The following is a 20292-nucleotide window of genomic DNA, read 5'->3' as shown; positions in this document are numbered from 1 at the left end:
CCCGGATTTCTTGCACGAATCGCCCCGCTGTCTGAGCGGGGCGATTCGCGTTTCGGGATGTGTCCGCGTCACTCGGAGGGGATCAGCGCCCAGGCGACGAGGTAGGCGATGAGGGAGACTCCGAGCAGGACGGTGAGCACGCGCACGAGCGTCACATCGAGGTTGAAGTGCTCGGCGACGCCGAGGCAGACGCCTCCGACCCATCGGCCGTCGCGGGGTCGGCGAAGCGGTGTGTTGATCGACATATCAGCAGGTTAGGCCCAACCGAACCGGCACGCGCCTCAGTGGTGCCGCCGCGGCAGCGGTTCGCGCCGCTGAGCCGTCGGTGTCACTCGCCGGCAGGCTCAGCACCGACCATGCGGGTGAACGCGGAGAGCCGGGCCACGCCCGCCGGTGTGCGAGGCAGATCATCGAGCAGGCCGGGCGCGTACAGGACGTACGCGGCGACCTGTGCGCGGGAGATGGCCACGTTGAGGCGGTTCTCCAGCAGGAGGAACTCCAGGCCACGCGGAGCTTCACGTGCGCTCGACGCAGCCAGGGAGACGACCGCCACCGCCGCTTCCTGTCCCTGGAACTTGTCCACCGTGCCGACCGGGGTCTCGGCGAAACCCGCAGCGACGAGCGCCTCGCGCACGGTCTGCTGCTGGGCGTTGTACGGGGTGACCACGATGATGTCGGACGCCTCGAGCGGACGCACAGCGGCGCCCTCACCGGGATCGAAATCCCGCCCGATCAGGTCCTGCACCAGGTCCACCACGCGCGCGGCCTCGGCGTCGCTGTGCGAGGTATTGCCGCGATGATCGACGGTGAGGGCGTGCACGCCGGGCTCGATGCCCTCGATCGTGCGCTCGAGAGCTGCGGCGGCTGCGGTGAGCTTGCCCTCATAGGACAGCGCGGAGACCACGTCGGCGACCTCGGGGCGCATGCGCCAGGTGTGTTCGAGGAAGTAGCCGAACTCCGGCCGGATGACGTCGTCGCCGTCCATCACCCAGCCGAGTGCCGAGGTGTCCACGGGCTCGGGATGCGTTCCCTGGCTCACCTGTGGCAGCTGCTGTGGGTCGCCCAGCAGCAGGAGATCGCGCGCCGCCACGGAGGTGGCGATGGTGTTGGCGAGGGAGTACTGGCCCGCCTCGTCGATGACGAGCAGATCCAGGCTTCCGGGCGGCACCCGACGACCGTTGCAGAAGTCCCACGCGGTGCCGCCGATCACGAACCCCTCCCGATCGAATTCCTCCCGGAACTGTGCGATGCGGTCGCGCGGCACTGGCGTGAAGCGCTCGTCCTCGGCGTCTTTGTCGGCGCTCGCCTTGCCCACCCGCTCGATCGGAAGCCCCGCCTGCACCACGCGGGTCAGCAGGTTCTCCACCACGGCGTGCGATTGTGCCACCACGCCGACGCGATAGCCGTGATCTGCAACGAGACGGGCGATCACGTGCGAGCCGACGAAGGTCTTCCCGGTGCCGGGAGGACCCTGCACGGCCACGTAGCTGGAGTCGAGGTCACGGATGCTCGCGACGATAGCGGCGACGTCGTCTCCGGTGGACGGTGTGAGCCGCCCTGACCGAGTGCGCGGCGGCCGGCGCAGCAGCACATCGGTGGCGGCATCGCGCGGCAGAGCGGGCGCGGTGCGCAGCACGCCGTCGGCCCAGAGGTCGATGCGCTCCTGGATGTTCTTCGTCGACGGCGGTGGGCCGGGGACCACGGCGATCGGCGCGCGCTCCCACTCCACCTCGGGCATCCCGCGCTCGGCGACAAGGAGGCCGTCGTCGCGGACCTCGATGATGTGCGCCGGCACCGGAACGTTGATCCAGCGGGAGGACTTCAGCGCAGGGAACGGGACGGGGCGTTCATAGATCGTGAAGACCTCGGAGCCATCGCGCAGACTCGAGCCCGGGGCGATCTCACCACGCAGCATGACCTCGCGCTGGGGCGAGTGGGCTCGCTCCGGCAGATACCAGGGCTGGGCGACGAAGGAGCGAGCGGGATCCACGGTGAGCACGTCTCGTCCCTGGTTCCAGCTGGAGAGCGGTTCGCGCAGGCGCAGGTAGTGCCCCGCCCAGAAGGCGCGGCTCTCCCGCGGGTGGTAGTCGATGGCAGCTGCCGCCAGCCGCAACGCGGTCTCCTCGGCCGTGCGCTCCGTTCCCGGGGTGCGTGCGGCGAGTGCTTCGGCGTCATGCAGCAGCGCGGTGGAGCGTTCCGAGGGGTGGTAGGCGTTGGTCTCCGCTTCGATCTGCTGGCCCGGCTCCACTCCCGCCTCGGCGGCGCGGGCGCGCAACCAGTCCCGCAGGCGCCGAGTGGACACGCAGTCGTACCGGTTGTAGTCGGCCAGATCGTCGAGGATGTCCTGCGCCGCTGCGGTGTGGCCGTCTGCCGCGAGAGCGCGCGCCTCGACGTACCGCTCGATCGACTCGTCACCCTTCTGCACTTCGGCAGTGCGCACCTCGTCACCCATGTAGAGCGGTTCGAGCTTCTTGATGGAGTAGGAACGGGACCCTACTCGCACGGCGCGCTTGACGATCGGATACAGATCCACGAACACGCCCTCTGCGAGGAGGCGATCCACCTCGGCCTCACCGAACCCATGACGGGCGGCCATGGCCGCCAGGTGCGTGGGCTCGTACGGAGCGTAGTGGTAGATGTGCATCTGGGGGTGCTGTGAACGAAGCAGCGAGACCGTCCGCAGGAACGTCTCCAGCGCCGCCCGCTCGGCCGCGAAGTCGTGCGCCCAGATGGCCGAGTATGTCTCTGCGTCATCGACCCAGCCGAACAGGTAATCGAGCCCCCAGTGCTCACCAGCGCCCTCGGTGTACAGGGGGTCGCCTTCGAAGTCGAAGAACATGTCGCCGGGATCCGCCGGCGGCAGGATGGCCAGCGCTGAGGGAAGGATCACCTCGTAGGTGGGAACCGGGTGGGCCGGTGCGTCCTCCCCCACCACCGGCACTCCGGCGGGGCTGGCCAGCTGAAGCTGCGCCTGGATCCGCAGCGCGTGGAACACGTCGGCCGCGATGTCGTCGGGGGTGTGCTCGGCCCCGGCGAGATCGTCGATGGTGACGATGCCCGCGGCCCGGAGCCGGCGGCGCTGCTGCGGACGCATGCCCGCCACGAGCAGCAGATCCCGGTGGGCGACGGACTCGGACTCGCAGGTGGCGCAGCGGCCGCAGGCGATGAGGCCCAGCTCGCCGCGCTCATCCGCCCACGCCACCGCCTCGACCGCTGTGCCTGCGGCCACCTGGCGATCCGCGATCAGGGCCCGCAGCCGCTCGCGGCGAAGGCGGAAGACGGGACGGATGTCCTCGATGCGGTGCGTGCTGATCTCGCCGGTGCCGAGGATGAGCTCGACGGTGGGCGCGACGGGGATGCCCTCGGCCTCCAGACGGTCGACGTAGGCGACCAGCTGCATCAGCGCCGTCACGCGCGCTGTGCGGGCGAGCTTGGTGTCCTGGACGAGCCAGCCGTCCGGGGTGCGCACGATGAAGTCCGCGAACCCGATGAAGTCGGGGGCGGTGAACGCGCCCTGGTAGACCACCTGCGCGTCCGTCCCGCGCAGCGCGTCGAGCGTACGCGCGAAGGCCGCATCGCGATCCTCCGCACCGCCCTGGCTGACGTCCTCGATCTCGACCACGGCGCCGGGGAAACGACGGTGGTAGTCCGCCAGAACGCGCTTCTCGTGCGCCAGGCCGAGCTCGATGGCACGACGCATCATGGCGTCTTCCGGTTCCTCGATGGCCTCGATGCGCCCAAGCTTCGCGTCGATGCCGCGCACCCAGGCGAATTCGCAGTCGGCAGCCTTCTTCAGATCGGTCGCACTCCAGATGACCCGGCCGCCATCAGCAATTCGCATGTTTCCTCCTGCCCACGACGCTATCGCGGGGTTCGGACATCGGCCCGCGTGCGGTCAGCCGTCGCGGCGCGCGGTGATCGTGCGGATCACGCCGTAGACCACGACCGCGACGATCGCCACGATGGCGATCTTCGCGATCAGCCAGGCGAGGGAGAACAACGCGTTCACGAGGAACCAGGCGATCACGACCGCCACGATCACGGTGATCCAGGTTCCGAGCGAAGACTTCATGCACTCACCGTATCGCCCGTTCCCGAGCGCTTGCCCACACCGGCGGGCACAGGCGGGCCGAGCACACAGGTACACAGGTACACAGGCACACGGGCACACGGGCGGGCACACGGGCGCAGACGGGCGCAGACGGGCACACGGGCACACGGGCGCAGACGGGCACACGGGCACAGACGGGCACACGGGCGCAGACGGGCGCAGACGGGCGCAGACGGGAGTGCGGTCTCGGACGCGCACGCAGCGCGGACGGCGAGAGGCCCGGACGGCGAGGAGGTCAGACGGGCGGGGCACCGGTCTCGCGAGAGACCACGCTGGAGCCATCCGAGCGTACGCTCACGCGCAGCCGTGCGGGAATCTGATCCTGCATCGCCTCCACGTGGCTGATCACCCCGACGGTGCGACCGCCCTGACGCAGCTCGTCCAGTGTGCGCATGGCCACATCGAGCGTCTCCACATCCAGGGAGCCGAAGCCCTCGTCGATGAACAACGTGTCCAGCTGCACCCCGCCCGCTCGCGAGGTGACGACCTCGGCCAGGCCGAGTGCGAGTGCCAGGGACGCCAGGAAGGTCTCTCCGCCGGACAACGACGTCGCCGGACGCGAACGGCCGGTGTGGGCATCGACCACCTCGATTCCCAGGCCTGACGCGGCGTTGCGCGCCGCCCGTTCGTCGGTGTGGGCGAGCGTGTAGCGGCCCGAGGACATCTCGGCGAGGCGGAGATTGGCGGCAGCGACGATGTCCTCCAGCTCAGCGGCCAGCACGAAGGTCTCCAGGGACATCTTGCGGGTGTTGGGCTCGCGACCGGCGATGGTGTCGGCGAGGCGGACGATCACTGCGCGCTGCGCTTCCGCATCGCCCATCTCCCGGAGCGCTTCCGCGGCGTCCTCCGTGGCGCGCGCCAATTGCTGGACGGCCGATTCCGCGCGAGCGGATTCGGCGGCGGTTCTCCCTGCCGCCGCCCGAGCCTCGGCCACGGCGGTGTGCGCGGATTGCACGTCGATCGGCTCCTCCGGGAGCATCTCGAGCTCCGCTTGCAAGAGCACCGCGCGCAGGTCCCGGAGTGCGGCGTCGTGGGCGGCCAGCGCCGCCTCGAGACGGTCACGATCCGCGCGCGGGAGGAGGGCGGCGCGCGCAGCGTCCGCCGATTCGATGCCCGTGCGCTCGAGCACGTCCGCCAGGACGGCGCGCGCCTCCGTGAGCGCCTCCCGCCGCTCGGCGCTGTCATCGAGCGCGTCCGCCAGGATCGTGGCGGCATCTCGGACCTCGGTGAGCCGCACGATCCGATCCGCCACGCTGTGCGCTCCGGCGCGCGCCTGGGTTATCGTCTCAACCGCCGCGCGGGCCCGCTCGTCGATGGCGTTGCGGACCGACTGCAGTTCGGTCCGCTCCCGCATGAGATCTGCCAGTGCGGCCTGCTGTTCGTTACGGACGTCGGTGAGGTTCTGGATCTGCGCGGCGAGCTGGGCAGCACGCGCTTGCGCCGCATCGGCCGTCTCACGGGCGGTGCGTGCAGCGGCGGCGAGTTCCCGGAGAGCGGCAGTCTCGTGTCCCCCGGCGGCGGCGAGCGCAGCAGAATGCCTGTCTCGCACCGTGCGTGCGGCGTCGGTCGCCGCCTGCGCAGCCGTCGCGGCGCGCTCCGCGGCGTCCTCCGCGGCCGTGATGTCCGCCTCCGACACGGGGGTCCCGTCATCGGGCGCCGGTGCCGGGTGATCGAGCGAGCCGCACACGGGACAGGCCTGCCCGTCCTGGAGATCGCGGGCGAGCTCGGACGCGTGTCCGTCGAGGCGGCGACGCATCAGCTCCGTGAGTGCGGCGCTCGTCCGGGTGCGAGCTTCGGAGGCCGCTGCCTGCGCCTCCTCGGCGCTGCGAAGCTCCGGACGGATCGTGTCGACCAGGCGGGCCGCGGTGAGGGCCGCTTCCAGACGCTCCTGTTCGGCTCGGGCCGCGGGGAGCGCGGCGGCGGCGGCCACGGCCTCCGTATGCCGTTCGCCGAGCCGCTGCAGTTCGCCGGGGATGTCCGCGAGGCGGGCGGTGAGCTGCGCGATCCGCTCGTCGGCGGCCGTCAGATCCTCGTGAGCTCGACGCTGCTGGGCGGCCAGTTCATCGGCCTCCTGCTCGAGCTTGTGCGCGTGGGCCAGGGCTCCGAGCATCTCCGACGCCCGCGATGCCGTCGCCCGCAGTGCTTCGCCTTCGGCTGCCAACCCCGTCTGTTCCGCCGCCGAGGCGGCACCGCTCGCCTCGTCATCCGCCACGACCTGCCAGCGCGAGCGCGCGGCGACCACCGCGGCATCGCAGTCCTGCTGCCGACGTTCCGCCGCCGCCAGTGCGTCCAGGGTCGCGCGCGCCTCCTCCGCCCGCTGAGCCACAAGCAGTCGAGCGCGATCCTGTTCCATCTCCGGCACAGCCGACTCCGCCCGCGCCAGTGGTGCGCGAGTATCGTCGCGGCGCCGCTGTGCCTGGCGCTGCACCTCCAGCTCGGCGGCGATGCTCGCGAGTCGATCCTGCTCCGCCACCAGCCGCTGGGCTTCTTCAGCGGCCACGTCTCGGCGGTACTCCGCGCGCGGCAGCGCTTCTCGGATCACGTCCAGACGTTCAGCACGGCTCAGCGGCGTGGCCGTCGCACCCGGCGCGGGCGACCCTTCGACGGCCGCAGAGGCCCCGGCGTCGGCCACGTCATCGGGCGTCGGCGTGGCCTCCGTGCCGGCCGGTTCCTCGTCGAGACCGAGATCGCGGATGATCCGCTCCGCCGCGTCCAGCCGGGCATCCGTCGCAGTACCTCGGCCGGCTAGTTCGGCCTCCGCGGCTCGTCGGCGTGCCTCGAAGGCATCGGCGTAGTCCTGGAACCGACGCGTGCCGAACAGCGTCTGCAGCACTTTGCGCCGTTCGTCGTTGCCGGCGAGCAGAAACTCGGCAAAACGGTTCTGTGCGAGCAGGATCACCTGCAGGAACTGCTCCCGGGACAGCTGCAGGATCTCGTCGAGGTCGTTTCCCACGTCGCGAGCGCGCGCCGACATCCCGCGCCACTCGCCATCCTCCCAGCGGGCCAGCTGCACCGCGGCCGCCTGAGTGGTCATCCCCTCACCGCGCTGCTTGGGTTTGAGGTACTCCGGATTGCGGATCACCCGGTAGCGGTGCTCTCCTGCGCTGAACTCCAGCACGACCTCCGTCGGCTCCTCGGGTGCGCTGTGGTCGCTGCGCAGCCGCTTCTCACCGCTGGAGTAGCGCGGGATCGAGCCGTAGAGTGCGAAGGTGATGGCGTCCAGGATGCTGGACTTGCCCGCACCGGTCCGACCGGAGATCAGGAAGAGACCATCCGCCGCGAAGTCATCGAAGTCGACGTACTGCCGTTCGCGAAAAGGGCCGAATCCCTCGATCTCCAGCCGGTGGAGTCTCATACCAGCGCCTCGGCGCGTGCGTGCTCATCCAGGATCTCCCGGATCAGCGCGCGTTCCGCCGCACTGGCCCCCTCCTCCGCCCGGACATGCACGAGGAATGCCTCGATGCGTTCCTCATCCGAGGTGGCAGTACGCAGGCGGTCACGATAGGTGGCCGTCGTCTGGACCTTCGCACCGTGGGGCACGTGCACAACCACCGCGCAGAACGGAAAGCGCTGCTGCAGTCGCCGCATGGTGTCCCGCTGCGGTGTGCGGTCGGTGTACTCGACCGACACCCAGGCGTCTTCCACCCCGGAGTAGGCGGGATCGGTCAGCAGGGCCTCGAGGGTGTCCCGCAGCACGACGAGTCGCCGGGGTACCGGCAGCGGCAGCCACTCGATCTGCGCCAGGCCCTCCGCGTCGAGATCCACCAGCCACGAGCCGCGCGGCTTGTCACGCTCCCCGAAGCTGTAGTGCAGCGGGGCGCCGCTGTAGCGGACGCGGTCCGAGAGCTGCTGGCGGCCATGGATGTGCCCGAGCGCCACGTAGTCGGGCCCGTCGAAGGCGGACAACGGCACCATGTCGAGGCTTCCCTGTCGCACCTCACGCTCGACACCCGGCGTGGCTTCCACCCCGACGGCGAAGCAGTGCGCGATCGCGACAGACCTCACGCCGCGGCGCTGGATGGAGGCACGAACGAGGCTCATCGCGTGCCCGATCGTCTGCGCCTGGGAACGTAGATCGGCCCCTTCCCACGTGTTGCGCACGATGGTCGGCTCGAGATACGGGATGCCGTAGAAGTCGACTTCCCCGTGCTCGTCCCGGATGGTGAGCGGAAGATCCAGCGCGAGCGGATCGGTGACCACGTGGATCCCCTCGCGAAGCAGTGCCGACTGGAATCCGAGTCGTGCCGCCGAGTCGTGGTTTCCGCTGGTGACGATGACCGATGCGCCTGTGTCAGCCAGTGCGCGCAGCGTGTCGGTGAGCAGGGTGTAGGCGGGAGCGGCCGGCGTCGACGAATCGAAGACGTCTCCGGCGACGATGACGACATCGACCTCGTTGACCCGGACCTGCTCGACCAGCGCCTCCAGCACCTCACCGAGCGCGGCCAGCGTCGGGTTGCCGTGGAAGGTACGCCCGATGTGCCAGTCAGAGGTGTGCAGGATTCGCATGTCTTCACCGTAGAAGGGGCCTCCGACATTGCTGCGGCGGCGAGCCGACAACAGCCCGGACACGCTGAACGGCCGGCGCCTGCGGGCACCGGCCGTCACGGGAAGCGCGGCGGAGACTCAGAAATCGTCGTCGATGGAGACCATCCAGCTGATGCCGTAGCGATCGACGAGCATCCCGAACTCGCCTCCCCACGGCGCCTTCTCCAGCGGCTGCGTGATGGTCGCGCCGTCGGCGAGGCCGTCCCAGTACCTGCGCAGGGAATCGGCGTCCGCCCCCGACACGGAGACCGAGATTCCCGCCGGCGCCACCCATCCCATGTGGCTCGGGGTGTCGGATCCCATCAGGACGAACCCGTCCGGCGTGGTGAGCTGGGAGTGCATCACCAGCCCCTGTTCGGCCTCGGGCATCCCCATGCCGCCCATGTCGGCGAAGGTCATCACCCGCAGGTCCCCGCCGAAGACGCTCTGGTAGAACTCCATCGCCTCGCGCGCATTGTCGTGGAACGAGAGATAGGGGTTGAGGGTGGACATAGGAGGCTCCCATCCGCGCACCGACCTGATGCGCACGAAGGACAGTGTGGAGCCGCGGCGTCTCGTCGGCAAGAGCCGCGGGCCGATTCATCGGTACCGCCGTCAACGGCCCCGGTGATCCTCCGGATGCAGGCGGGGTGCTCGCCGCGGTTCGCCCAGACCGGCCACGCCGATCAGGCGGATCACGCGCTGACGCTGTCCCGCCCACGGCGCGAGAAGACGCAGCATTCCGGCATCATCCGTGCGTCGGCCGGCCAGAGCATGACCCACGTGATGGGCCAGGTGGAAATCGCCGACGCTGACCGCGTCGGGATCGCCGAAAGCCCGGATGCGTATCTCGGCCGACGTCCAGGGGCCGACTCCCGTCAGCGAGGTGAGGACGCGTTCTCGTTCGGCTGCATCAGGTGCGTTGCGCACCGCGTCGAGCAGCGATGATCCGCGGGATGCGGCCGACACGATGGTGCGCGATTGCGGGGGCTCGACTCCCGCACGATGCCAGGCCCAGGATGGGATCCGCCGCCACTGGTCCCAGGTGGGTGCCACCCGCAGGGGACGCGGTGCCGGGGACGGCACCGTCTCACCGAACCGCGTGACCAGGGAGCGCCAGGCGCCGTATGCCTGCATGGCGGTCACCTTCTGCTCCAGCACGGCACTGACGATGACCTCGGTCAGACCTTCGCTGGAGCCGATGCGCAGACCGGGGTGGCGCCGGTGGGCCTCGGCGATGACCGGATTGTCGCCGGGATCGAAGCGCTCCGGATGATCTTCCGCGCCGCACAGACGCGGCACCGTATCCAGCGCCTCCGCCGCGCCGCTCCCCCACGCGGCAGCCAGGACGCCGTCGGCGCCCTGGCGCAGTGCCAGGACCGCGGGTCCAGCCGATGTGCGCAAGGCACGCCAGATCACTCCGCCCGCAATGTGCATGGTGGGGTCGGTTCCGCCACGCCGATGAAAACCCACGGTGCGCATCAGGTCCAGCTCGTGCGCCGGCCGATAGCGTGTCTCCACGCGCGGGGGGACGCGTACGGACCGGTCCGCGACGGGCCTGCGTGGCAGGGTCCGCGCCGGCGAGAAGGTCATAGGCTCACGCTACGCGGCACCTCCGACAACGGCCTGCACGACCGCGGCGCGCTCAGAAGCGGTCGGGAGAGGGCGTGCCCGAGCCGTAGCGGATCACGACGTCGGCGTGCCGGTCGAAACGGTAACCCACGCCGCGCACGGTGCGCACGATGTCCTCGTACCGGCCGAGCTTGGCGCGCAGCCGACGCACGTGAACATCGATCGTGCGCTCGCCCGGGGCATCAGCATCCCCGGCGCTCCACAGCGACGAGACCAGCTCGCTGCGCTCGATGGTGCGCCCCTCGCGCAGCACCAGGTACTGCAGCAGCTCGAACTCCTTGTAGGTGAACCCGGCGGACTCACCGTCGATCACGACGCGCTTGCGGGAGATGTCGACAATGACGCGGCTGGCCTCGTCGTCCTCTGCGGCGGCGGGACGGTTGCGTGCGACGGCGCTCGGCTCGTGCAGAGCAAGACGGACCACGTCCACATCGCGTCCGCCTGCGCTGGTGGGCGCGAGGGCGACGGTGGCGTAGGTCTCGGCGGAGGGCGACAGCTCGGCGAGCGTGCGGCGAAGGGCGTCGACGAGCAACGGCAGGCTGACACCGTCAGCGGCGGCCTTGAGCTCGTCGATGCCGACGTACAGGGCGAAGCCGCGGGGCGAGGGACCGGTGGTCACGACGTTCTCCGTGCGGGAGACGGCACGCAGGTGCGGCTGGCTGACGGGGGCGGTGCGGGCGGGTGCATCGATGAAAGCGAGGTTCGACATGATGATGAGGAGTCCTTGGAGGGGTTGCCGAAAAGGCGAGTGAGCTTGCTGCGAGGTGGGGCCGTCATCGGCCGGCGCCATCGCTCGGGGCCTCCTGGTGTGGGGCGGAGCGGCGACGCGGGGTCCACACGTCTCACGCCAGATTGGAGCGTGGAGTCGGACCGAGCGAGAGCTGCAGGTTTAGCGGCACATTCGGCAACACATGCCAACACGGCCGGCCATCATCATGCCGGCACTCCCGTTCGCCTCCCAGGCGGACACAGGATATGCGTTGTTGGTCATGTGGGCATTATGACGAGACAAGTCCTTCCATGTCAAACTGAGACATGCTATGAGCGAGCTGTGACCGCGTGGCAGTGCCCCGGCATGGCGGCTAGGGTCGGAGCATGAAACTCGCTGAAGCATTGGCTCTGCGCGCAGATCTGCAGCGGCGGATCGAACAGCTGCGGAGCCGGATCGTTCAGAACGCGCGGTACCAGGAGGGCGAGCCGCCCGCCGAGGACGCCACCGCGCTGCTGGCGGAGGCGGAGAGGTGTGTGGAGCGGCTGCGGCTGCTGATCTCCGCCATCAACACCACCAACGCCGCGATCGATCTGGGCACGGATGGCACGATGACCGAGGCGCTGGCCGCCCGGGACACGCTGCGTCTGCAGCATTCCGTGCTGACCGCCGCAGCCGACGCCGCGAGCCCCGCGAGCTTTCGCCAGATGCGCTCCGAACTGCGACAGATCGCCGCCTTCGATGTCGCCGTCGTTCGCACCCGCGCGGATGACGTCGCGCGCCGGCTGCGCGAGCTGGACGGGCGCATCCAGCAGGCCAACTGGCTGAACGACCTCCGGGACGAGGCGGGAGCCATCAGCCAGGAGGAGTGAGCGGAGTCGGTAGTCGACGGCAGCGGGCACACAACCCACGAGCACGGGTATATGTGCTCACTGTCCGGGTCTGAGCAGCCCATCACCACGGTGCACGCTCAGCACACCGCACCTGTGAAGGTGCACCGGGACAGCGCATCACCGCGTGCCGGGTCGTCGACGAGGGTGGGATCGGGGACCTCCGCTGACGGTCCGCTGCGTATCACGCGCAGCGGACCACCGCAGGCGGGCGACAGGCGTACGCTGTGCCGATGACCGATCTGGAGTTCGCACGCGAGCGGGATGCGGCGCGCTTCGCGTTGCGCCGCGGCGATGAGCTGCTGAGCGTGCTGGACTATCGCGACGACGGGCGCACCGTCGCCCTCGCACGGGCGTACACGCTCCCCGCGCATCGCGGTCACGCCTATGCGGCGGTGCTGGTCGACCGGGCCGTGGCGGAACTGGAGGCCGAGGGCGACCGCGTGGTGCTTCCGGTGTGCTGGTATGTGGCGGACTGGTTCCGTGACCACCCGGAGCGCTCCGGCATCCTCTCCCCCCGGAGCTGACCAGCGATCATCGCAGCTTGCGCTCCAGCAGGAACTGCTCGATGCGGATGACCGACGCCTCCGGTCGCACGATCAGCGCGGCATGCCCGCGACCCGGAAGCTCGGTGAGCGCGCCGTCCGGGAGGAGGGCGAGCACTTTCTCGCTCCACTTCTTCGGCACGACGTGGTCGTTCGCCCCGCGCAGCACGAGCACCGGGATCTCCATGCGCGGGTATGTCGCTTCGGGCCGGTGCACGACCGTAGCCCGTGCCTTGCGCATCAGGTGCGGCCCCGCCTTCAGATACTCCGCCGCGCCCCGGTAGAACGTGAGCGGGTGGGCCGCGACGATGTCCCGCGCCAGACGCAGCGTCTGCCGCAGGAGTCCGCGAGCGCCGGAGTCGGTGGTGGGTGCGACGAGAACAGCTGCGGTCACCGCGGACCCGGGATGACGGGCGACCGCCTCAGCCACGATCTGCGTGCCCATCGAGTGGCCGATGAGGACGACGTTATCGAGTGCGCGGTCGCTGACGAACGCGGCAACCAGGTCACCGAGTTCTTCCATGGTGGGCGTCCGCGCCGGCTCGGGCGCTTCTCCGAACCCCGGCAGGTCGAGCGCGATCACGCGTCCGGCGGCTGTCAGGCCGTGCGCGATCTCGATGTAGGCGGAGCGACCGAGGCCGAAGCCGTGGACCACGATGAAGGTGAGCGACTCCGGTCCGGCCAGCTCTTCGGCGATCAGCTCCCGCCCGTCGAGGGAGAAGGTCGTGACGTTGCTCCCCGACTCGGACAGCTCGGGCTCCGGTACTGTGCCGTCGCCGTGCTCCGGGTGCCGATCCGCACGGGTCGAGGTCATGCCGGCTCCTTCCAAGCGTTGCGGGGACGTGGCCGGAAGTGGGGTGGTCGCCTTGTGCCCCCCGGCGTTGACGACCACCCCGCGCGGTCTCGATGAGCTCCGGCGCCTGCAGCGTTACCGCTGCTGCTGCGATCGCCCCCACGACGACGGCAGCAGTCCATGCGGGCGATCACCAGATCGCCCCGTCGTTTCGCGCGACCGCGGAACGACTGAATGTCCCTCATTATGCATCCCCCACCTGGGGAACAGCAGATCGTGAAGTCACCGGCGGTCATCACAGCGGGTCGTCCGCAGCGGCCACGGAGCGCGGTCCGCGCGCTGAGACCGCGCGCTCGGCGACGGCGAACACCGCGGTCGAGACCACGGGCACCACGAGCAGAGACGCGGTCACGTCCGTGGGGTGATGCACCCCGAGGTACATGCGCGACCACGCAGTCACCAGAGCCAGCACGGCGGCGACCGCGGCGGCGACGACGACCGGTGCCGCACGGTGGGTCCGGCTCACCACCGTCCATACCAGAGCGACCCCTAGTGCGGCGGCGAATGCGGTGTGACCACTGGGATAGCTGGCCGACGCGGGCTCGCGGATGAGCTGCTCCACCAGAACGCCGGCATCCGGCCGCGGCCGGGAGACCACCGCCTTGATGACGTCGACCACGAGCCAGGGCACGGCCACCAGCAGTCCGAATCGCACCGCAGGCCACGCCGCCCGTGCGCTCATCCCGATCACCACGGCGACGATGAGCGAGATAATCACCGCGCCCACCGGCCCGAACCCAATGTTGACGGCCAGCGCGATCGGCGTGAGCAGCGAGGTGTGCATCGCGCTGAGGTCGTGCAGGAAGGAGAGCTCCGCATCGTTCACCGCCGCGCTGTCCCGCACGAGGACGCCCACGACCGCGACCACGAGGACGACGGCGAGGGCGACCGGAATCCACACCGCAGGTCGCGGTCGGGCAGCGCGAAGGTCACTCATCCCGTCAGCGTGCCACAGCCACCCGAGCAGTTCCTGCTGACGCAGAGTGAGGCGTTCAGCCCTCATGAGGACATTCTCATGCAGAGGCGTCACCCCATCGACGCCCGCCCGGCCAGCACATAGATTGAGAACCATGATCCCGTTGATGACCCTGCTCACGGTGGCGCTGTTCGTCACGTCCCTGGTGGACATCATCCTGCGTGACTCGAGCAAGGTGAAGCACCTTCCGAAGGTCGTCTGGATCCTCATCGTGATCTTTCTTCCCCTGATCGGAAGCCTGTTGTGGTGGATACTCGGCCGCGAGTATGACAGCGCGCGCATGCCCGCGCCCCGCGCCCAGCGCGCCACGGACCGCCCCGGATACCCGACCCCGCGGGTGGTGGATACACGTACGACCGAGCAGCAGATGGCCGACCTGGAACGCGAGATCGAGGAGTGGCGGCTGCGTGAGGAACTCGACCGCCGTCGGCGCGCGAGCGAGGGTGGCAGCACTTCGCCCTCGGAATGAGCGCGACAGCCGCTGTACCATCTTCCTCAACGATCGACGGGCTGCTCGGCCCGTCCTGAGGGGGACCCGCCATGAGCGACAACAGCGCTGACCAGCCGACCAACAACAACGCACCCGATCCGTCCGGGACGCCACTGCCGGACCCGACGATTGATTTCGGGGACGCGCCGGCGACGGCACCGCAGCCGCCGTCCTCCGGACAGCAGCCGACCTACACGCCGCCGCCCGCCTACGAGCAGGGGCCGACGTACCATGCGCCGGCCGCCCCCTACGGGGGTCCGGAACAGCAGCCGCCCGCATACGGTGCGGCCCAGCCCGCGGCGGGGGCGTCCGTTCCGCAACCAGACTCGTCCGGCGCGACTGCGGAGGCAGCTCCCGCGGCGACGGGCGAGGACGCCACCTGGAGCACGACGGCTCCCGTCGAGCCCGCAGAGCCGACGCCACCCTCCGGCGCGCCGGGGTACACCGGTGGCGCGGTCGGGGCATCTTACGGAGCGCCAAACCAGGCAACGCCGGCCTACGGCGCACCCAATCAGCCCGCCCCGCCCTACGGCGCACCCAACGAGCCCACCCCGCCCTCCGGCGCACCCAACCAGCCCGCCCCGCCCTACGGCGCACCCAATCAGCCCACCCCGCCCTACGGCGCACCCAACCAGCCCACCCCGCCCTACGGCGCACCCAACCAGCCCGCCCCGTCCTACGGCGCACCGGCAGGCTACCCGGGCGGCCCGGCCGGCCCGGCCGGCCCCAGCGGACCCGTATACGGCTCGTCCGTGGTGGCCGACAAGCCCAAGGGCAAGGGCCTGCTGATCGGGCTGATCGTCGGCGGCGTCGCGGTGCTCGCGATCATCGTGGTGATCATCGCGCTGGCGATCGGTGCGATCCGCGGCGCGGCCCACAACGGCACCCCGGTCGACGGATCCGGCGACGGCGACCCGTCGTCCGCGGCGTCCGAAGCGGTTCAGGGGTACTTCGACGCGCTCATCGCCTCCGACTCGAAGAAGGCCCTGAGTTATCTCGATGACACCGCGGGGCTGGACAAGACCTTCCTCACCGACGAGGTGCTGAAGTATTCGAACGAGCTCTCGCCCATCACCGATGTCGAGGTCGACGCGAGTGACGTGTCCAGCTACGGCGGGTACGCCACGGTCGACTTCATGGTGGGCGACAACGCCGTGTCGGAGGACTTCCTCGTCTCCGTCGACAAGAAGGGACGCGCGAAGCTCGCCTCCTACAACGCGGTGCAGAGCCTCTACCTGTCCGACAGCCAGTTCGATCTGGAGCTCAACGGGGTGCCGGTGACGGGCGACACCGCGGATGTGTTCTTCGGGATGTATCAGCTGAGCAGCGTGAACAAGAACTTCACGCTCCCGGGCGACGGGAAGTTCGCGGTCACTCCGCTCAACGCAGAGCTACCGCGCGCCAGCGACGTCCAGCTCACCGATGAAGCTCGCGCCAAGGTGATCAAGGCCGTGAGCGATGCGGTCACGGCTTGCCTGGAGGAGAAGACGATCGCGGCGGGCTGCGGGCTCTCGCTCGAGTCCGCGTCCGGAGAGACCCTGGCCGAGAACGGCATCACCCGCAGCATGGATGAGGACTCGCTCAGCGATCTCGCCGATCCCACGATCACCATCTCCTACGACACGGTGGGCGTGGAGGTGACCGACTTCGGGTCGGTGGACTTCGCAGCCACCTGCACGAAGGACGGCGCCACCGCACCGTGCGAGGTGTACGGCGCCCCCGACTTCTACCGCGTGCTCGTCGACATGTCCGATGAGAAGTGGAAGCTCACCTGGGAGAACTTCTGATCTCCTCCGCGCTCACTCCTCCCGCGCGTCTACGCTGGAGGAGTGAGCGCACCCGATCCCGCCTCGTCCGCACCCGACGCCGCCCCCACGTCCGCTGACGCTGCGGTCGAATCCGGGACGGCAGCGGAGCGACGCGCGTCGCGCCGCGACGCGCGCCTCGCCCCGCGTTCCTCACGCCCGCACCGCGTTCGGCGGGTACTCGCCTGGGGAGCCGGCGGTATCCTCGCCCTCCTCGTGGGCGCCGGCGCCGGCTTCCTGATCTGGGCGAACACGGGTGTGATGGCGGCACAGCCCGATCCTCTCGCCGCTGTTCGCGCCGACTCCGGCATCGAGCTGGCCGACGAGGGGACAGCCTGGGTGATGCGCCCCACCGACGCCTCCGATGGCACAGGTCTGGTGTTCATCCCGGGCGCGAAGGTCGCGCCCGAGGCATACGCCGCGACGTTCCAGGCTCTGGTGGACGACGGCACCACCGTCGTGATCACCAAGCCCCCGCTGAACCTCGCGATCCTCGATCTGCGTCCGCTGTCGCGCTTCACCGAGCTGGTTCCCGAAGTGTCGGACTGGGCCGTGGGTGGCCACTCGCTCGGCGGTGTGAAGGCATGCCAGCTGGTCGGGAGCGCCGGCGTCGAGCGTCTGATCTTGTTCGCCAGCTACTGCTCCGACGACATCTCCCAGACCGGGTACGACGTGCTCAGCATCTCGGGCACCGCGGACGGGCTGTCGACTCCCGCGAAGATCGAAGCCGCCTGGCCGCTGCTGCCCGCGGATGCCGCGGCCTTCGTGCTCGATGGCGGCAGCCACGCTTCCTTCGGCGCCTACGGACCGCAGGCGGGCGACGGGACGCCGACGATGCCGGCTGACGAGGCGCACGCGCGCATCTCGAGCGTCGTGCGGGCCTTCCTCACCGGAGGGTGACGCTCAGCCGCGACGCGACCTCATCGCCGCGGTCTGCCTGAGCTGCGGCGAGGTCGACAGTTCGGCGTATTCGTCGCTTCCCATCGGCACGAGCGCCACGCGACCCTGCGCGTCGTGATGGGTGCCCCAGCCGTAGCGCTTCCCGAGAGCACTCGAGCGCAGGCAGGCCTGCCCCCGGGAGAAGAACTCCTCGCGTGCGCGTTCGCGATCCTCTTCGGCGATACCCGCACGATCGGCATAGACGGTGAAGATCACATCGTCCGAGGTGAACTCATACGGATGCTCGTGCAACAGCGCGAACTGCCGGGCCGCGATGCTGGGGTTGTCGGGATCGCTCGGCGGAGCCTCTGCCGCCACGGCGCGGCTGTCGGGCGCTACGGCGATGAAGGTGTCGACGTAGTTCGTGGTGTGCATGCGGACATCCTGGCACGGGGCACGGACACCGCGTCGCTATTCGCCGACGGTTCCGGTCTGCGGCGCGAGGTCCACGGGGCCGTACCGGAGGGTGAGCACCCCGCGCGACGAACTGGTCGCCGGGGCCAGGAGCCGGAGGTTCGCCGGTGTGCTCCCCGCGGGGAACACCCGCTTGCCGTGGCCCAGCACGAGGGGATACGTCCACAGCTTCAGCTCGTCGTACACCTGCGAAGACAACAGCGTCTGCACCAGATCGGCGCTGCCGATCACGTGGATGCTGCGGTGACGATCCCGCAGGGCATCGATCTCCGCCGCGACGTCGCTCCCGATCCTCGTCGTGTTCTCCCAGGCGGGCTCCCACTCCCCCCGTGAGGCGACGTATTTCGGCACCGCATTGATGATGCGGCCGATCATCCCCTCCGGGCCCTCGGCGTGATGCGGCCAGTACGCCGCGAAGATGTCGTAGGTGCGCCGGCCCAGCAGGAGCGCGTCCATCGACTGCAGTCCGGCGACGATGTCCGCACCGATCTCCTCATCCTCGAACGGCGCCTGCCATCCCCCGAAACGGAATCCGTCGCTGGGGTCCTCCTCCGGCCCTCCGGGTGCCTGCACGACACCGTCGAGGGTGCTGAAGAGGTCGATCACGATGCGCCCGCGCGCGCTTGCTTCGCTCATGCGCACAGTCCACTCCGCCCGGGCCGCCCCCGCAAGCCCCTCAGCGGGAGCGGGCGAAGAGGGCGAACGCGCCCACCGGGACCGATCCGATCATCAGCACCGCACCCAGCACGGCGTCGGAGGAGTGCACCACGGCGCCGCCGATGATCAGCCCGGCGAAGATCACCACGGCGATCACCCGGCGAGCCAGCCGATCCACCCGTCGCTCCAGCCGGGAGGTGTCCACCACCAGCCGTCCCTGCTCCAAGGTGGTGATGAGCTCGTCCGCACGGCGGGGCAGCCGTGACAGCACGCCCGCCACCTCCGCCGCCTGCTTTCCGAGACCCCGCAGTGCTCCCCCAGCCTGCCTGCTCATCAGGCCCGTCGCATACGGCTCCGCCGCGTTCCAGATGTTGAACGCCGGATCCAGTGCGCTGCAGACGCCCGACGTGAGGGAGACGGCACGGATGAGCAGCAGGAAGTTCTCCGGGAGCTGGAACGGGAGCTCTCGCACGACGTCGCCGAACTCCCGAGCGAAGTCGCGGAACTCCCGGGGATCCACCTGCTGCAGTTCGGCGAAGCCCATTCCCCCGAAGCGCTCGAACAGTGCCGTCAGTGCCCGCTCGAGCTCGACGGTGTCCGCGGAGGGAAGGAGCATTCCCACATCGCGGAAGGCGCGCACGACACCGGCCCCGTCACGGGAGACGACCGCGATCACCGCTGCCTGCAGATGCTCGCGCAGCTGGCCGGAGACCTCACCCATCATCCCGAAGTCGATGAACGTGAGGCGGAATCCGCCCTTGACGCTCGCGTCCGGGGTGACGAACACGTTGCCCGGATGCGGGTCGGCGTGGAAGGGTCCGTCGAGGAAGACCTGGTCCAGCATCGCCGTGGCGAAGGCATGGGCGACGGCCGACGGGTCGATGCCGGCCGCGCGCAGCGCCGGAACGTCGCTGATCTTGATGGCGGACACGTCCTCCAGCACCAGCACGGTGCGTGTGGTGCGCTCCCACGCCACACGCGGACCGCTGATTCCCGGCCGTTGCGCGGTGTCCATCGCAAAACGCTCCGCGCTGGCGGCCTCGTGCAGATAGTCGATCTCATCACGGCTGACCGCCGCGAACTCGGCGACGAGAGCGGGAGCGTCGACACGGCGCGACACCATGCGAACGCGAGCCAGGATCCGTCCGATGCGCGCCAGAGCGGCGAGGTCGGTGTCCACGATCCGATCGATGCCCGGCCGCTGGATCTTCACCACCACATCCGCGAAGCCCGCGATCTCGGCGTCCTCGGCCCGCAGCACTCCCCGGTGGGCCTGACCGAGCGACGCGGCGGCGAGCGGGATCGGATCCAGGCGTTCGAAGGCGCGCTCCAGCGGCACACCCAGGCTCACCTCCGCCGCGCGGCGGATGTCGTCGAACGCCACCGGCGGCGCCTCGTCCTGTAGATCCGCGAGCTCGGCCGTCACCTCGGGCGGAAGCACGTCCAGCCGGGAGGACAGAAACTGGCCCACCTTGATCATCAGGCCGCCGAGCTCGACAGCGAGCGGGTGGAAGCGGCGGGCGATGCCCACCATGCGGCGGGTGCGCGTGCGATTCGCGAGCGCTCGCAACCCCACAGCGGGAAGCACCAGCTCGTACCACCACGACTGCACCAGCACCCGCGTGGCGAAGCGCATGATGCGGCGGTATCGCCCGCGCAAGGCCGGATCAACGCGCGACGGAGGCACCGGTGTCGCCGTGCTCACCACACCGAGCTGCTGCATCACCGCGTCCGCGGCGGATCCTGC

18 protein-coding genes are annotated in these 20292 nt (G+C 69.9%); 5 read left to right on the top strand and 13 right to left on the bottom strand.

The features are described from left to right. Positions 1-68: 68 nt before the first annotated feature. The 8 genes from ACIQJ5_RS14205 to ACIQJ5_RS14170 all read right to left on the bottom strand — a co-directional run bounded on the left by ACIQJ5_RS14205 (position 69) and on the right by ACIQJ5_RS14170 (position 10976). Positions 69-245: a PspC domain-containing protein gene (locus tag ACIQJ5_RS14205; protein WP_231091607.1), complete on the bottom strand. Its 177-nt coding sequence runs from the start codon at positions 243-245 to the stop codon at positions 69-71. Positions 246-328: 83 nt separating this feature from the next. After that, positions 329-3841: a TM0106 family RecB-like putative nuclease gene (locus tag ACIQJ5_RS14200; protein WP_402844868.1), complete on the bottom strand. Its 3513-nt coding sequence runs from the start codon at positions 3839-3841 to the stop codon at positions 329-331. 54 nt (positions 3842-3895) lie between these two features. Then, a complete protein-coding gene (locus ACIQJ5_RS14195; RefSeq protein WP_231091605.1) occupies positions 3896-4072 on the bottom strand; it encodes a hypothetical protein in 177 nt (58 codons plus the stop codon). Between the two features lie 274 nt (positions 4073-4346). Next, complete coding sequence (locus ACIQJ5_RS14190) at positions 4347-7466, bottom strand: AAA family ATPase (RefSeq protein ID WP_402844866.1); 3120 nt, start codon at positions 7464-7466, stop codon at positions 4347-4349. Next, on the bottom strand, positions 7463-8617 hold the full coding sequence (locus ACIQJ5_RS14185; protein ID WP_402844864.1) for an exonuclease SbcCD subunit D: 1155 nt from the start codon (positions 8615-8617) through the stop codon (positions 7463-7465). Before ACIQJ5_RS14185 ends, ACIQJ5_RS14190 begins: the two co-directional genes overlap by 4 nt. A 117-nt stretch (positions 8618-8734) precedes the next feature. After that, positions 8735-9148: a VOC family protein gene (locus ACIQJ5_RS14180; RefSeq protein ID WP_231091602.1), complete on the bottom strand. Its 414-nt coding sequence runs from the start codon at positions 9146-9148 to the stop codon at positions 8735-8737. A 102-nt stretch (positions 9149-9250) separates the two neighbouring features. Then, the gene (locus ACIQJ5_RS14175) at positions 9251-10228 is read right to left on the bottom strand and encodes a DNA-3-methyladenine glycosylase family protein (RefSeq protein ID WP_402844862.1); all 978 of its coding nucleotides are present in this window, start codon (positions 10226-10228) and stop codon (positions 9251-9253) included. A gap of 52 nt (positions 10229-10280) precedes the next feature. After that, positions 10281-10976: a winged helix-turn-helix domain-containing protein gene (locus tag ACIQJ5_RS14170; protein ID WP_231091600.1), complete on the bottom strand. Its 696-nt coding sequence runs from the start codon at positions 10974-10976 to the stop codon at positions 10281-10283. Between the two features lie 386 nt (positions 10977-11362). Here ACIQJ5_RS14170 and ACIQJ5_RS14165 point away from each other — a divergent pair, with 386 nt between their 5' ends. Both ACIQJ5_RS14165 and ACIQJ5_RS14160 read left to right on the top strand, forming a co-directional pair. After that, positions 11363-11848 (top strand): DIP1984 family protein, encoded by a 486-nt coding sequence (locus ACIQJ5_RS14165; RefSeq protein WP_231091599.1) that lies wholly within the window; start codon positions 11363-11365, stop codon positions 11846-11848. A 251-nt stretch (positions 11849-12099) separates the two neighbouring features. Next, on the top strand, positions 12100-12393 hold the full coding sequence (locus ACIQJ5_RS14160) for a GNAT family N-acetyltransferase (protein WP_402844860.1): 294 nt from the start codon (positions 12100-12102) through the stop codon (positions 12391-12393). A 7-nt stretch (positions 12394-12400) separates the two neighbouring features. Here ACIQJ5_RS14160 and ACIQJ5_RS14155 read toward each other — a convergent pair whose 3' ends face one another. Beyond that, positions 12401-13225, bottom strand: a complete 825-nt coding sequence (locus ACIQJ5_RS14155; protein ID WP_402844858.1) for an alpha/beta fold hydrolase — start codon at positions 13223-13225, stop codon at positions 12401-12403. 274 nt (positions 13226-13499) lie between these two features. Continuing rightward, entirely contained in the window at positions 13500-14267 is a 768-nt protein-coding gene (locus ACIQJ5_RS14150; RefSeq protein WP_402844856.1) for a phosphatase PAP2 family protein, read from the bottom strand. A gap of 79 nt (positions 14268-14346) precedes the next feature. Here ACIQJ5_RS14150 and ACIQJ5_RS14145 point away from each other — a divergent pair, with 79 nt between their 5' ends. From ACIQJ5_RS14145 to ACIQJ5_RS14135, 3 genes are all read left to right on the top strand, one after another. Then, positions 14347-14709, top strand: a complete 363-nt coding sequence (locus tag ACIQJ5_RS14145; RefSeq protein ID WP_231091595.1) for a PLD nuclease N-terminal domain-containing protein — start codon at positions 14347-14349, stop codon at positions 14707-14709. 71 nt (positions 14710-14780) lie between these two features. Further along, positions 14781-16517, top strand: a complete 1737-nt coding sequence (locus ACIQJ5_RS14140) for a hypothetical protein (RefSeq protein ID WP_402844854.1) — start codon at positions 14781-14783, stop codon at positions 16515-16517. A gap of 42 nt (positions 16518-16559) precedes the next feature. Further along, complete coding sequence (locus ACIQJ5_RS14135) at positions 16560-17435, top strand: alpha/beta hydrolase (RefSeq protein ID WP_231091593.1); 876 nt, start codon at positions 16560-16562, stop codon at positions 17433-17435. A 3-nt stretch (positions 17436-17438) separates the two neighbouring features. Here ACIQJ5_RS14135 and ACIQJ5_RS14130 read toward each other — a convergent pair whose 3' ends face one another. Genes ACIQJ5_RS14130 through ACIQJ5_RS14120 form a run of 3 tightly spaced genes read right to left on the bottom strand, consistent with a single transcriptional unit; the run spans position 17439 to position 20268 of the window. Next, positions 17439-17849, bottom strand: a complete 411-nt coding sequence (locus ACIQJ5_RS14130; protein ID WP_231091592.1) for a DUF6157 family protein — start codon at positions 17847-17849, stop codon at positions 17439-17441. Positions 17850-17885: 36 nt separating this feature from the next. Beyond that, positions 17886-18524 (bottom strand): dihydrofolate reductase family protein, encoded by a 639-nt coding sequence (locus ACIQJ5_RS14125; protein ID WP_231091591.1) that lies wholly within the window; start codon positions 18522-18524, stop codon positions 17886-17888. Between the two features lie 40 nt (positions 18525-18564). Next, positions 18565-20268 (bottom strand): ABC1 kinase family protein, encoded by a 1704-nt coding sequence (locus tag ACIQJ5_RS14120; protein ID WP_402844896.1) that lies wholly within the window; start codon positions 20266-20268, stop codon positions 18565-18567. Positions 20269-20292: the final 24 nt, after the last annotated feature.

The sequence above is a fragment of the Microbacterium sp. GXS0129 genome (assembly GCF_044769785.1).
Classification (GTDB): domain Bacteria; phylum Actinomycetota; class Actinomycetes; order Actinomycetales; family Microbacteriaceae; genus Microbacterium; species Microbacterium nymphoidis.
Note: the sequence above shows the minus strand (reverse complement) of the source record. Positions and strands in the feature narration are given on the sequence as shown.

Bases quoted from the DNA above. Each gene is read 5' to 3' on its own strand.
- ACIQJ5_RS14125 (WP_231091591.1), bottom strand. From the start codon at position 18,524: ATGAGCGAAGCAAGCGCGCGCGGGCGCATCGTGATCGACCTCTTCAGC.
- ACIQJ5_RS14175 (WP_402844862.1), bottom strand. From the start codon at position 10,228: ATGACCTTCTCGCCGGCGCGGACCCTGCCACGCAGGCCCGTCGCGGAC.
- ACIQJ5_RS14190 (WP_402844866.1), bottom strand. From the start codon at position 7,466: ATGAGACTCCACCGGCTGGAGATCGAGGGATTCGGCCCTTTTCGCGAA.
- ACIQJ5_RS14130 (WP_231091592.1), bottom strand. From the start codon at position 17,849: ATGCACACCACGAACTACGTCGACACCTTCATCGCCGTAGCGCCCGAC.
- ACIQJ5_RS14200 (WP_402844868.1), bottom strand. From the start codon at position 3,841: ATGCGAATTGCTGATGGCGGCCGGGTCATCTGGAGTGCGACCGATCTG.
- ACIQJ5_RS14145 (WP_231091595.1), top strand. From the start codon at position 14,347: ATGACCCTGCTCACGGTGGCGCTGTTCGTCACGTCCCTGGTGGACATC.
- ACIQJ5_RS14180 (WP_231091602.1), bottom strand. From the start codon at position 9,148: ATGTCCACCCTCAACCCCTATCTCTCGTTCCACGACAATGCGCGCGAG.
- ACIQJ5_RS14185 (WP_402844864.1), bottom strand. From the start codon at position 8,617: ATGCGAATCCTGCACACCTCTGACTGGCACATCGGGCGTACCTTCCAC.
- ACIQJ5_RS14165 (WP_231091599.1), top strand. From the start codon at position 11,363: ATGAAACTCGCTGAAGCATTGGCTCTGCGCGCAGATCTGCAGCGGCGG.
- ACIQJ5_RS14140 (WP_402844854.1), top strand. From the start codon at position 14,781: ATGAGCGACAACAGCGCTGACCAGCCGACCAACAACAACGCACCCGAT.
- ACIQJ5_RS14195 (WP_231091605.1), bottom strand. From the start codon at position 4,072: ATGAAGTCTTCGCTCGGAACCTGGATCACCGTGATCGTGGCGGTCGTG.
- ACIQJ5_RS14150 (WP_402844856.1), bottom strand. From the start codon at position 14,267: ATGAGGGCTGAACGCCTCACTCTGCGTCAGCAGGAACTGCTCGGGTGG.
- ACIQJ5_RS14205 (WP_231091607.1), bottom strand. From the start codon at position 245: ATGTCGATCAACACACCGCTTCGCCGACCCCGCGACGGCCGATGGGTC.
- ACIQJ5_RS14170 (WP_231091600.1), bottom strand. From the start codon at position 10,976: ATGTCGAACCTCGCTTTCATCGATGCACCCGCCCGCACCGCCCCCGTC.
- ACIQJ5_RS14160 (WP_402844860.1), top strand. From the start codon at position 12,100: ATGACCGATCTGGAGTTCGCACGCGAGCGGGATGCGGCGCGCTTCGCG.
- ACIQJ5_RS14155 (WP_402844858.1), bottom strand. From the start codon at position 13,225: ATGACCTCGACCCGTGCGGATCGGCACCCGGAGCACGGCGACGGCACA.
- ACIQJ5_RS14120 (WP_402844896.1), bottom strand. From the start codon at position 20,268: ATGCAGCAGCTCGGTGTGGTGAGCACGGCGACACCGGTGCCTCCGTCG.